This is a genomic window from Dermatophilaceae bacterium Sec6.4 (assembly GCA_039636865.1).
Classification (GTDB): Bacteria; Actinomycetota; Actinomycetes; order Actinomycetales; family Dermatophilaceae; genus Allobranchiibius.
Genome location: CP144172.1, coordinates 1854709 through 1867584, shown reverse-complemented (window position 1 = coordinate 1867584; position 12876 = coordinate 1854709). Strand labels below are relative to the sequence as shown.

The 12876-nt window shown below is 63.8% G+C and carries 10 protein-coding genes; 7 read left to right on the top strand and 3 right to left on the bottom strand.

The genetic code is table 11. The features are described from left to right. Nucleotides 1–19: 19 nt before the first annotated feature. From V3G39_09010 to V3G39_08990, 5 genes are all read left to right on the top strand, one after another. Entirely contained in the window at nt 20–1264 is a 1245-nt protein-coding gene (locus V3G39_09010) for a thiolase family protein (GenBank protein XAS74817.1), read from the top strand. Continuing rightward, entirely contained in the window at nt 1264–3366 is a 2103-nt protein-coding gene (locus V3G39_09005) for a 3-hydroxyacyl-CoA dehydrogenase NAD-binding domain-containing protein (GenBank protein XAS74816.1), read from the top strand. Before V3G39_09010 ends, V3G39_09005 begins: the two co-directional genes overlap by 1 nt. An 85-nt stretch (nt 3367–3451) precedes the next feature. Continuing rightward, nucleotides 3452–4708, top strand: coding sequence for an alpha/beta fold hydrolase (locus V3G39_09000; GenBank protein XAS74815.1), 1257 nt, complete (start codon nt 3452–3454; stop codon nt 4706–4708). 81 nt (nt 4709–4789) lie between these two features. Further along, nucleotides 4790–6319: a UDP-N-acetylglucosamine 1-carboxyvinyltransferase gene (locus V3G39_08995; protein XAS74814.1), complete on the top strand. Its 1530-nt coding sequence runs from the start codon at nt 4790–4792 to the stop codon at nt 6317–6319. 29 nt (nt 6320–6348) lie between these two features. Continuing rightward, nucleotides 6349–7116, top strand: coding sequence for a glycerophosphodiester phosphodiesterase (locus V3G39_08990; GenBank protein ID XAS74813.1), 768 nt, complete (start codon nt 6349–6351; stop codon nt 7114–7116). Nucleotides 7117–7173: 57 nt separating this feature from the next. On the opposite strand, the gene V3G39_08985 is transcribed toward V3G39_08990, so the two are convergent. From V3G39_08985 to V3G39_08975, 3 genes are all read right to left on the bottom strand, one after another. Beyond that, the gene (locus V3G39_08985; protein XAS74812.1) at nt 7174–8151 is read right to left on the bottom strand and encodes an ABC transporter substrate-binding protein; all 978 of its coding nucleotides are present in this window, start codon (nt 8149–8151) and stop codon (nt 7174–7176) included. 175 nt (nt 8152–8326) lie between these two features. Next, nucleotides 8327–9208 carry an ABC transporter permease gene (locus V3G39_08980; protein ID XAS78150.1) on the bottom strand — a complete coding sequence of 294 codons (882 nt, stop codon included), beginning with the start codon at nt 9206–9208 and terminating at the stop codon, nt 8327–8329. Then, nucleotides 9205–10095, bottom strand: coding sequence for an ABC transporter ATP-binding protein (locus V3G39_08975; protein XAS78149.1), 891 nt, complete (start codon nt 10093–10095; stop codon nt 9205–9207). Before V3G39_08975 ends, V3G39_08980 begins: the two co-directional genes overlap by 4 nt. 156 nt (nt 10096–10251) lie before the next feature. Here V3G39_08975 and V3G39_08970 point away from each other — a divergent pair, with 156 nt between their 5' ends. Together V3G39_08970 and V3G39_08965 are read left to right on the top strand one after the other, a co-directional pair. Then, nucleotides 10252–11883, top strand: a complete 1632-nt coding sequence (locus tag V3G39_08970; GenBank protein XAS78148.1) for a sensor histidine kinase — start codon at nt 10252–10254, stop codon at nt 11881–11883. Next, nucleotides 11880–12575 carry a response regulator gene (locus tag V3G39_08965; protein ID XAS78147.1) on the top strand — a complete coding sequence of 232 codons (696 nt, stop codon included), beginning with the start codon at nt 11880–11882 and terminating at the stop codon, nt 12573–12575. The genes V3G39_08970 and V3G39_08965 overlap by 4 nt, the downstream gene beginning before the upstream one ends. Nucleotides 12576–12876 lie beyond the last annotated feature (301 nt).

Sequence of the window (12876 nt, the reverse complement as noted above, 5' to 3'; positions counted from 1 at the left end):
CACCCGTGAAGGAGACGTCGTGCCTCGCACGCTCTCAGAGGTCGTATTCGTCGACGGTGTCCGTACCCCGTTCGGCAAGGCCGGTGACAAGGGCATGTATGCCCAGACCCGCGCCGACGACCTGGTCATCAAATGCATCCGTGAACTCATGCGTCGCCAACCGCAGTTGCCGCCGGAAAAGGTCGAGGAAGTCGCCATCGCAGCGACCACCCAGATCGGCGACCAGGGGCTGACCCTCGGCCGGATGGCCGCGCTGCTCGCCGGACTGCCGAAGACCACGCCCGGATACTCCGTGGACCGGATGTGTGCAGGCGCGATGACCGCCGTCACCAACACCGCGTCCAGCATCGCCTTCGGCTCCTACGACATCGCCATCGCCGGCGGCGTGGAGCACATGGGCCACCACCCGATGGGTGAGGGCGTGGACCCCAACCCGCGCATCGTCGCTGAGAGGCTCGTCGACCCCAGCGCGCTGGTGATGGGCTCCACTGCGGAAAACCTGCACGACCGCTACCCGAAGATCACCAAGGAGCGCTGCGATGCGTTCGCTGTCGGTAGCCAGACCAAACTGGCGCAGGCATACGCGGACGGCAAGATCCAGCCCGACCTCGTCGATATTGCCACCCGGCACGCCGAGCTCGGCTGGGGCCTGGCCACGACGGACGAACCGCCGCGTCCGGGCACCACGATGGACAACCTCGCGAGCCTGAAGACACCGTTCCGCCCGCACGGTCACGTGACGGCCGGAAACGCTGCTGGCCTCAATGACGGCGCCACCGCGTGCCTGCTCGCCTCCGAGCAGGCTGCAGCCGACCTCGGCCTGCCCGCCGCGATGCGGCTGGTCAACTACTCCTTCGTCGGGGTCGAGCCCGAGGTCATGGGAATCGGACCGGTACCGGCAACCGAGAAGGCACTCTCCAAGGCCGGTCTCACGATCGAGGACATCGGCCTCTTCGAGCTGAACGAGGCGTTCGCAGTACAGGTGCTCGCGTTCCTGGACCACTTCGGCATCGCCGACGATGATGCGCGCGTCAACGCCTGGGGCGGCGCCATTGCGATCGGTCATCCGCTGGCCTCCTCCGGCGTCCGGCTGATGACGCAACTGGCCCGCCAGTTCGCCGAGCATCCCGAGGTCCGCTACGGCCTGACGGCGATGTGCATCGGTATCGGGATGGGCGGCGCCGTCATCTGGGAGAACCCACACCATGCCGACTATGCGCCGAGCGTCCCAACCGGCTCGGTCGCTTCGAAGGAGATTCACTGATGACCACGAGCACGCTGACCGCCGTGTCACAGACCGCTGAGGTCGTCACCCACGCGCACCTACGCGATATCCAACTCCCCGACGGCGCAGGCACCTTCGCGCTGATCACGCTCGACAACGGCTTCGATCACACCAAGCCGAACACCTTCGGCGCGCAGGGTCTGGCCGAGTTGGGCCAGGCACTGGACACGGCGCGGGCCCGCTGCGATGCCGGCGAGATCGTGGGGGTCGGCGTCACCGGTAAGCCGTTCATCTTCGCTGTCGGCGCCGACCTGACCGGCGTCCCGCAGATCACCACCCGTGATCAGGCTCGGGAGATCGCCCGGCTGGGCCACGAGACGTTCAGCAAGCTCGCCGACCTGAACGTGCCGACGTTCGGCTTCATCAACGGCGCCTCGATGGGCGGCGGCGTCGAGCTTCCGCTGTATGCCGACTACCGCACCATCTCCGCCGACATACCTGCGTACGCGACACCGGAGTGCTTCCTTGGGCTCGTACCGGGCTGGGGCGGCACGTACCTGCTGCCTCGACTGATCGGGGTGCAGAACGCGCTGACGCTCGTCGTCGGCAACCCGCTCGCCAACAACAAGGTGCTGAACGGTAAGGCGGCGTTCGGGATGGGGGTGGCCGACCGGATGCTGGAGCCGGTGACCTTCCTGGAGGACTCCCTGGCCTTCGCTGCGCGCGTCATTGCCGGCGAGGAGACGGTCGAGCGCGCCGAGGTCGACTTCGACGAGTCTTTGTGGAACGCCGCGATCAAGACTGCACGCAAGCAGGTCCTCGCCCGCACCGGCGGCGCTGCGCCGGCGCCACTACGTGCGCTGGACCTGATCGCAGCCGCTCGCACAGCCGACCGCGCCGTAGCCTTCGAAGCCGAGAACGACGCGCTCGCCGACCTGATCATGAGTGATGAACTGCGTGCGGGGCTCTACGCCTTCGACCTGGTGAGCAAGCGAGCCAAACGGCCCGCGGGCGCGCCGGACAAGACCCTGGCCCGCAAGGTCACCAAGGTCGGGATCGTGGGCGCTGGACTGATGGCCAGCCAGATGGCGTTGCTCTTCGCCCGCCGCCTGTCCGTTCCGGTCGTCCTGACCGACCTGGATCAGGCGCGCGTCGACAAGGGCGTTGGATACTGCACCGGCGAGATCGACAAATTGCTCGCTAAGGGTCGGGTCTCCGCGGACAAGGGCAATCAGCTGAAGTCACTGATCACCGGATCGGTCTCCAAGGACTCGTTCGCCGACGCGGACTTCGTCATCGAAGCCGTCTTCGAGGAGATGTCGGTCAAGAAGCAGGTCTTCGCCGAGGTCGAGGCCGTGGTCTCCGACGACTGTGTGCTCGCCACCAACACCTCCTCGTTGTCGATCACCGAGATGGCCGCTGAGTTGAGGCACCCGGAGCGGGTCGTGGGCTTCCACTTCTTCAACCCGGTTGCCGTGATGCCCCTGCTGGAGATCATCCGCAGCGACGCGACCGACGATGCGACCCTCGCTACGGCGTTCGCCACCAGTAAGGGCCTGAAGAAGACCTCGATCCTGGTGAAGAACTCGCCATCGTTCGTGGTCAACCGGCTGCTCGGCCGGTTCATGGGCGAGTCCGGGGCCATCGTCGATGAGGGCACTCCCATCGAGGTCGTCGAGCGGGCCTTCGCCGGCCTGACGCCGATGCCGCCGTTCATGCTGATCAGCCTTGTCGGTCCGGCCATTGCGCTGCACAACAGCGAGACCCTCTCGCGGGCTTTCCCGGACCGATTCAGTGCGTCGCCCAACCTGGCGAAGGTCGTCGCGGCCAAGATCGGCAGCTTCTACGGCTCCGACGGCGCCCTCGATCCCACAGTGCTGGAACTGTTCCATGCGCCTGCCGAACCGGTAGTGCTCGACGAACAGCAGATCCGCGACCGGGCGCTGTCCGCGTTGGCTGACGAGATCCGCAGAATGCTCGACGAAGGCGTGGTTGCCGCGCCGATGGATATCGACCTCGCGATGATCACCGGTGCAGGTTTCCCGTTCTGGAACGGCGGGGTCACACCGCTGCTGGACCGCACCGGCATCTCGGAGAAGATCACCGGTGGGCGTTTCCTGCCCGCGGGCGTCGCGAGCTGACAGTCTCACCTTTTGGACATGCCGAGCGGGGCGTATACGCCCCGCTCGGCATGTCCAAAACGCAAGATGGGGCACGATTGGCGACATGATCCGACTGCCCGGGTACCTCGCGACCGAACATCGCGTCATTGTTCCGCTCGACCATGATGTTCCGGACGGCCCCACGATCGAGGTGTTCGCCCGCGAGCTGGTGGACCCGGACAAGAAGGACGCCGACCTGCCCTACCTGCTCTTCCTGCAGGGCGGCCCCGGCGGCAAGTCCCCCCGCCCACTGGACCGATCGGGCTGGATCGACGTTGCGCTGCGGACCCACCGAGTGCTGCTGCTGGACCAGCGCGGCACCGGACGCAGTACCCCGATCACGCCGTCGATCACCCAGGGCCGCACTGCGCAGGAGGTCGCCGACTACCTGAGTCACTTCCGTGCAGACGCAATCGTCGCCGACGCCGAGATCCTGCGCGCCACCCTGTCCGGCGAGCGGAAGTGGGACACCCTCGGCCAGAGTTACGGCGGTTTCGTGACGCTGACCTATCTCTCGATAGCGCCGCAGGGGCTCGCGCATTGTTACGTCACCGGCGGCCTACCGGGGATCACTGCGAGCGCCGCGGACGTGTACGCCCGCACGTTCACCCGCGCCGCCGCGCGGACACGCGAGTTCTACGCCCGATACCCCGAGGATGAAGCAGCCATCACCGCACTGGTCGACCACGTGAGCGAGCACGAGGTACGACTGCCGGATGGTGATCTTCTGACACCCCACCGCGTGCGGACGCTCGGTGCCTCATTCGGTATGAGCTACGGTTTCGAGACTCTGCACTGGCTCCTGGACGACGCGTGGGCGGGCACGCAACTGCACCCGCGATTCCTGTCAGAGGTTCAGGTCACGACCGGGTTCATCGACAATGTGCTGTATCCACTGCAGGAGTACAGCTACGCCACAGCGGACGCACCTTCGGCATGGGCGGCACAGCGCGAGTACGACCGACGTCCTGACTTCGCAGCCGATGCCCGCCCGGTACTGATGACTGCAGAGATGATGTTTCCGTGGATGTTCCGCGAGATCCGCGCGTTGCGGCCGTTCGCCGAAGCAGCAGACCTGCTCGCCAGCCGAACCGACTGGCCGCCGCTGTACGACGCGCGGCGGCTGGCCGACAACGCGGTACCCCTCGCCGCGGCCGTGTACTACGACGATCTCTACGTCGACGCACCTCTACAGCTGCAGACCGTGCAGCAGACCGGCAACGCGCGAGCCTGGGTGACCAACGAGTACGAACACGACGGCCTGCGCAGCTCCCCGACTGTCCTGGAGCACCTGTTCGCGATGGGATCAGAACGCTGTTGATACACCGCACGAACGCGGATCGCGACACGCCCGAGGACTTCGACCCGGTCGATATCTCACATGTGAGATAGGGTCTCAGCCATGCCTGAAGACTATTTGGAGCGCGTCGGGACCTTGATCCGCGACGCACGCCGGCAGCGCAAGCTGACCCAGTCCGAGCTCGCGGAGTCTCTGCAGACCTCCCAGAGCGCCGTGGCCCGTATGGAGCAGGGCAATCAGAATCTCAGCCTGGAGATGCTGGCCCGTATCGGTGCCGCACTCGACACCGAGGTCGTCCAGGTCGCCTCCAGCACCCCACTGAACCTACGCATCCAGGGCGGCCGCAAGCTCTCCGGCGAGATCGACGTCCGTACGAGCAAGAATGCCGCCGTCGCGTGCCTGTGTGCGTCCCTGCTCAACAAGGGCAAAACCACGTTGCGCAACCTGGCGCGCATCGAGGAGGTCAACCGGATCACAGAGGTACTGAACTCGATCGGGGTCAAGACCCGCTGGTTGCCCGGAACCAGTGATCTGGAGATCACTCCCCCGGCACGGCTGGACCTGGACTCCATGGATGAGGCGGCCGCGCAACGCACCCGCACGATCCTGATGTTCCTCGGCCCGCTGCTGCACGAGTTCGACGAGTTCAAACTACCGAATGCCGGTGGCTGCGACCTCGGCGCCCGCACCGTCGAGCCGCACATGCACGCGCTGTCCGCATTCGGTCTGAAGGTCGAGGCGAGCCACGGTTACTACACCGCAACCGTGGACCGCGAGGTTGCTGCAGGCGCGACCATCATCCTCACCGAACGTGGTGACACAGTGACCGAGAACGCGCTGTTCGCGGCAGCGCGGTTCGACGGCAAGACGACCATCCGCAACGCCAGCCCCAACTACATGGTGCAAGACCTCTGTTTCTTCCTGGAGAAGCTCGGAGTACGTATCGACGGCATCGGAACGACGACCCTCGCGGTCCACGGTCACCCTCATATCGATCAGGACGTCGAATACTTCCCGTCCGAAGATCCGATCGAGGCGATGTCTCTACTCGCGGCGGCGGTCGTGACCGGCTCGGAGATCACCATCAAGCGGGTACCGATCGAGTTCATGGAGATCGAGCTGACCCTGCTGGGCAGCATGGGGATGAAGTACGAGTTGACCACTGAGTACCAGTCGGCGAACGGGCGCACACGCCTGGTCGACCTGAAGACGATCCCCGGGCCTCTTGTTGCTCCCAAGGACAAGATCCACCCGATGCCGTTCCCAGGTCTGAACATCGACAACCTGCCGTTCTTCGCGGCCATTGCCGCGGTTGCCGAGGGCCAGACAATGATTCACGACTGGGTCTATGAGAACCGCGCCATCTACCTGACCGAGCTCACGGCGCTTGGCGCCAAGGTGCACCTGATGGACCCACACCGGGTGCTGATCGAAGGGCCCACCAAGTGGCGTGCAGCCCAGGTGATGTGCCCGCCGGCGCTGCGTCCGAGCATGGTCGTGTTGCTCGCGATGCTGGCCGCCGAAGGCGAATCAGTGCTGCGCAACGTCTACGTGATCAACCGCGGCTACGAGGACATCTACACCCGGCTGAACGCGCTCGGCGCGGACATCCAGTCCTTCCGGGACATCTGAGCCGACCCGGTCGCAAGCCCGTAGCGCTGATGTCGCGGACGCCGTACCTGGACTGGCCCGGTCCGATCGCGCTGGCTCACCGGGGGTTCTCTCGCAACGGCCTGGAGAACTCAATGGCTGCGTTCGGTGCGGCCGTGGACCTGGGTTACACCTACGTCGAGACCGATGTACACGCCACGGCCGACGGTGAGCTCATCGCCTTTCATGACGCATCGCTGGACCGGGTCGCCGGTGTCGCCGGCGAAGTCGCAGAGGTGTCGTGGACCGAGTTGTCGTCGGTGCGGATCGGTGGGGTGGAGCTGATCCCCCGGTTCGATGAACTGTTGGAGACCTGGCCGCACCTTCGCCTCAACATTGACTGCAAGTCCGACGCAGCCGCTCCCCTTCTCGCGCGGGCGATCGAACGACATGGCGCGTGGGATCGGGTGTGCGTGGCGTCGTTCTCCGACCGTCGCCGCCGAGTGGTGCTGTCACTGCTGTCGCGGCCGGTGGCGACGGTAGCCACTCCGGCGATGGTCGGAACAGCTCTGCTGTTGGGGCGGACACCGTTTGCCCGGATTCCGATCGGCGCTGTCGACTGCCTGCAGATCCCCGAACGCACGCGCAATCTTCCGGTGCTCACCCGCACACTCCTGCGGCAGGCGCATGGCGCCGGTGCCCAGGTCCATGTGTGGACCGTCGACGATCCGGACGCGATGCACCGGCTGCTCGATCTCGGCGTCGACGGGCTGATGACCGACCGCGCGGACCTACTGAAACATGTGCTCATCGAGCGCGGCCAATGGCACGAGAGGTAGCCGAAAACCCCACACCGACGAGTAGTCGCAGGTGCGGGGCCTCCAGTGGGTGCTCGGTCAGCCGGTCGGGCCGGCTGGGGTGGACGTCGCCTTCAGACCCTCCTTCTTCAGGGCGGCCAGCACGAAGGTGTTGGTGAAGGTATCGCCGATCTTCACCTTGGAGACGTCGGTGCCGATCGTCTTCGCCATCGCGTAGACGGTCTTCGGGCCACCTGCAGGCATGATCCCGTCGGGTAGGAACTGACCCTTGTCAGTGGTGAGGCCCGCGATGTACTGCGCCTTACTGATCGTCGGGTTCTGTACGTAATCCGGCGGCAACATGTTCGCGATATCCGCGGCGGAATGTGTGCTGATCCAGTGCATTGTCGCCACCAGTGCGTCAACGACGTCCTGCGCCGCCACCTTGTTGTTGTCGACCCACTTCTGGGTCGCGAGCACCGATGCAGCCGGCCACGCGCCGCCGAGAGCAGCTTTGGCGCCCTGCGTCGTCGCGAGGTCAATGGCGGAGTAGCCGACCTTTTTCGATTCGATCGCACCGACCGTGGGCTGCGTGGTCATCACGCAGTTGGCCGAACCGCGCTGCAGCGCCGCGATTGCAGTCGCCCCGTCATGCACAACAATCGTGTTGTACCCCTTCTTGGTGATGTTGTGCTCAGACGCCAGGAACTGGGTGAGTTCATCGGTGCCGGAGCCCAGGTCCGTGACGCCGAGATTCTTACCCTTGAAGTCTGCGGCCGAATGTACGCCGCTACCGGTGGCGCACATCTCCCGCTCACCAGGGGCCCCGGACAACTGCGCGATACCGACTACGTCCTTGCCCTTGGACTGGAAGTCGATGGTGTGGATATACCACGCCCCGGCCATGTCGACCGAGCCCGATACCATCGCGTCTTCCGCACCCACGCCGCCGTTTGTTTCGGTGGACAGCACCATATTCACGCCGTACTTCTTATAGAAGCCCAGGCGCTGGGCGAGTTCATACGGCAGGTAGATTTGTTTGTCGATTCCACCGACCATCATGGTCACCTTCGGCATTGAAGCAGAGCTGCTTGATCCGCCGCCACCACTCGCGCTCTTACTACCGCCACTGCTACTACTACTTCCGCAAGCAGCCACTCCAATAGCCATGGCGCCAACTGCGGCTACGCTGACAATACGTCTGTACATGTGAATACCTTCTTCTTCTCATATTCGATACGGGGAAACGGGGTCATAGTCCAGCCGAAATCTCCGATCGATTTGGCGGGCGCCACGACAGCACGCGCTTCTCTAGCAGCGTGATCAGGAATTCGGCACCGAGGGTGATGACGGCCATAATCGCCATACAGGCGAAGACAGTATTTGGGTCGAGTTTGCCCTGTGCCTGGGTAATTATGAGGCCGATTCCACGAGTGGCACCCAGGACTTCTCCGACGAGCGCGCCGATGATCGCGAACCCGAAGGCCGTGTGGAGGCTCGCGATGATCCAGGTCAGTGCCGAGGGAATAGTCACGTGACGGGCTACCTGTAGTGGCGATGCGCCAAGAACCCGCACATTCGCGGCCAAGTTGGGATCGACCTCACGCACGCCCTGGAAGGCGTTGAAGAAGACGATGAAGAAGACCAGCACTGCCGCGAGCAGAACCTTCGGAAACTGCCCAAGACCGAACGCCACGACGAAGATCGACCCGAGGATGATGCGAGGGACGGCATTCAAAATCTTGATATATGGACCCAGGACCTCGGACAGAAAGACATTCTGCCCAAGCACGAGTCCGAGCAGGCCGCCGGTGATGGAGCCTAAGAAGAAACCGTAGACCGCCTCTTGCAGGGTCACGCCGATGTCCACCCAGATGGAGCCGAAGGCCGTTCCTTTGGTGAACAGCGTCACGAGAGACTGCCAGATCAAGGAGGGTTCACCGTAGAAGAACGGATCGAGAGTTTTCGTCATGGCCAGGACCTGCCAGCCACCCAGGAACAGTGCGCCTGCGCCGATCCGAGCCACCCATAGCACCACGCCGCGTTTTCGCCGCGCATGTTGGCTGGCCTGCCTGATGGATTGCTCGCTTTCTTCGTTGCGAGTCCGGTTTGCGCCCTTTAAATCCATGCTCATGCTGCACCTGCAGTCTGCGCGTAGGCGCGGTCGACTTCATCCTTCAATGACGCCCAAATCTTGTTCTGCAACTCCAGGAACCGGGGTTGATGGCGAATCTCCTGGACCTGCCCGCGTGGCCGCGGCAGGTCGATCTCGAAGCTCTCTTTGATCGACCCCGGACTGCTGGTCATCACAAACACCCGATCGGCAAGAGCGACTGCCTCGTCGAGATCATGGGTGATGAACAACACCGATGGACGAGTCTGCTCCCACAGGCCCAGTAGTTCGGTCTGCATGATGGCCTTCGTCTGCACGTCGAGAGCGCCGAACGGTTCATCCATCAGCAGAATCTGTGGTTCGTTGATCAGGGCGGCCGCCATTCCAACTCGTTTACGCATACCTCCTGACAGCTGATGTGGGTAGCGGTCCTCAAACCCGGCCAACCCCACTCTGCGTAACCAGTCGCGGGCCAGCGCGGTGGCATCCTTTTTGTTCATACCATTCAGCGTCGGACCGATCATCACGTTGCCGAGCACGGTCTTCCAGGGAAACAACGCATCGACCTGAAACATGAAACTGACGCCCTTGGTGATGCCACGCACCGGCTCATCTCCGACACGGACGCTGCCACCGCTGGGCTTCTCCAGGCCTGATACCTGGCCGAGGGTAGTGGACTTTCCGCATCCCGTTGGGCCGACAATGGCGCAGAATTCGCCGGGTTGCACTGTCAGTGTCACATCGCGAATCGCGGTAAAGGCTTCCCCTTTGGGCGTCATGAATCTCTTGGTGAGATGAGCCAGTTCGATTTTTACCGGTTTGTGTCGCACCGCAGCGGCTGCTGAGGAACCAGCTTTCATTTCATTCGTCATTGAGCGACCTCTACTTATAGCTGGCTTTATCAACATGATCTTGTTCCTGGCAAAGAACCTACGGTGTGATCGCAGTCACGGTCGAGATTGCGCGCGCAACGCCTGTTATGCGCATTCAAAAGGGTTCTGCGCATTGTGCTCACCGTCGGAACATGTTGCTCAAAGATGTGTGCGCAGTCACACTGGTGTGTGATGCGTACCCGAATGCGCCGGTTGTCCAGCCAGATCTTCGTAGCTCAGCTGGTCATCTTGACAGCCACTGTTCTGATCGGATTTCTGCTCCTCATCAGCCGCGAGCGTTCCTCTCTGGACGAGCAGTATCAGGACCGCGCGGCGGCCATCGCACAGACCACTGCCCTGGTACCTGACATTCGTCGATGTATGCAGCAGGAGGGTCCCGGATGCGCAACCACGGTTCAGCGGCTCGCGATGGACGTCACCCGCAAGACCACCGCGTCCTATGTGGTGATCATCGATATGGATCGAGTACGGCACTCCCACCCCGACCCCGCCCTCATAGGTCAACAGGTCAGCGAACCGATCGTGGTCACCGACGGACGTACCCACGTCGGGGTCGATGACGGCAGCACCGGGCGTTCCGCCAACGCCCGGGCTCCGCTGTACGGCCCGGACGGCCGGCTGGTCGGCGAAGTCTCGGTCGGCCTGCAGGAGAGTTCGGTGTCCGCAGCCCTGTGGCAAGAGCTGCCCTCGTACGCCGCCTGGCTGGGTATTGCCCTCGGCCTTGGCGCCATCGCCTCCTGGGGCTTGGCGCGCCGGCTCAAACAACGCACCTTCGGCCTGGAGTTGGATGAGATCTCCCTACTGCTGCAGGAACGGGAGGCGACGCTGCACGGAGTGCGCGAGGGCGTCATCGCCTTCGACACGCTGGGACGAGTGAGCATGGTCAATGACGAGGCGCAGCGACTACTCGGCCTGAGTGTCTCGGCCGTCGGGCACCTGCTGCCCGAGCTGCTGCCGCCGGGACCATTGCGAGATGCGCTGACCGGCGACGACAACACGCCCGATGACCTGGTGCTCACCGACGACTACGCGCTCGTCGTCAACCGGATGCCGGTGCGCCTCGCCGGCAGGTCAACCGGCGCCGTCGTTACATTGCGCGACCGCACCGAACTGGCCGCACTGCTGCGCGAACTTGACGGCGAGCGCGGGCTGACCGACTCCCTGCGCGCCCAACAGCATGAATTCGCCAACAGAATGCACACCGTCGCCGGCCTGTTGGAGCTCGGCGAAACGCAGGAGGCGATGGTCTATCTGACAGAGATTCAGGGCACAGCAGCGGAGTTCGACCACACTCTGCGCAGCCACATCGCGGCGCCGCAAATTGTGGGTCTCATCCTGGGCAAGGCCGCTGAGGCCAATGAACGGGGAATTCAGCTGGAGGTTTCGGGCGATACCTGGCTCGGCGAGGCACCCGACAGATTGCAACTTCTGACAATGGTGCTGGGCAACCTCATCGACAACGCGATGGACGCGCTGACCGGGCGTCCTACGCCTCGGGTGATCGCCGTGCTGATCGTCGAGGACGATGACACGGTCGTCGTCACGGTGAGCGACAACGGGCCCGGCATCCCGCCTGGCCTGGTGCCTCGTATTTTCCTTGACGGGTACAGCACGAAGTCATCTGCCGGCGGTCGACTGCGTGGTCTGGGTCTCGCCCTCGTGTACCGGTCAGTCACAAAATTAGGGGGCTCCGTTGCCGTCACGACGGGCGCCGCCGGCGTGGGTGCCACCCTAACGGTCACCCTGCCGAGAGAGCAGTCCACACCCCGTCCGTTGACCGCTGAATCGGGGGTTCGGCGGTGAGGACATCTCCGATCAAGGTGCTCGTGGTCGATGACGACTACCGGGTAGCGGGAATTCACGCGGCATATGTGCAGCGCACGGACGGATTCGAGGTGGTGGGGCAGGCGCACACGGCAACCGACGCCCGCGACCTCGCGGCGTCGCACACCCCTGATCTGGTTCTGATGGACATCTACCTACCCGATGGCAATGGATTGGAGGTGATCCGAAAGCTGTTGAAGAAGCCACCATCACCCGATGTGATCGTGATCTCTGCGGCACGCGACCTGGACGCTGTGCGCAACGCGATGCAGCTGGGTGCACTGCACTATCTCGTCAAACCCTTCGGATATCAGGCACTCGCCGAACGGCTGATCGCCTATCGCACCCTGCACAACTATCTCGATGAGTTGGGCGAGTCACCCCAGCAGACCGAAGTCGACAAACTCTTCGGCATCCTGCGTAACCCGGTGAGCGTGGGCCAAGCTCCCAGCAAGGGGCACTCGGCTCCAACCTTGGAACTGGTGCGCAACACCGTACGGGCCGCTCCGACTGACATTTCGGCCGCCGAGGTGGCCGATCTGGTCGGAATCAGTCGGGCCACTGCTCAGCGGTATCTGACCTACTTGGAACGACATGGCGTCGTCACCCTGCAACTGCGATACGGCGTCGCCGGCCGCCCAGAGCACCGATACCGAATGACGAACAGCTGATGCGCTGATCTGCGCTCATGCCGGCTCACGGCGATCGCAGCGGCAGAGCCAGCGCCCGGGCCCGCGCAGCAGGAAGTTTCTGCACCACGCGACATCCCGCCGCACCCAGGAAGCAGACGCAGTTGGCGTCGGCCGAGCGATGACTTCGTCTACGACGTCGTCATCGTAGGGAGCGGACAAGACGCAGTCATCGTTGGCGAACTTGCTCACCAGACCCCGGACGAACGCGCCCACACCCCAGGACCCACGCTGTCCAAGTTGTGTCCCGAACTTGACCTGTGATGGGTTGCCGACATGTCAT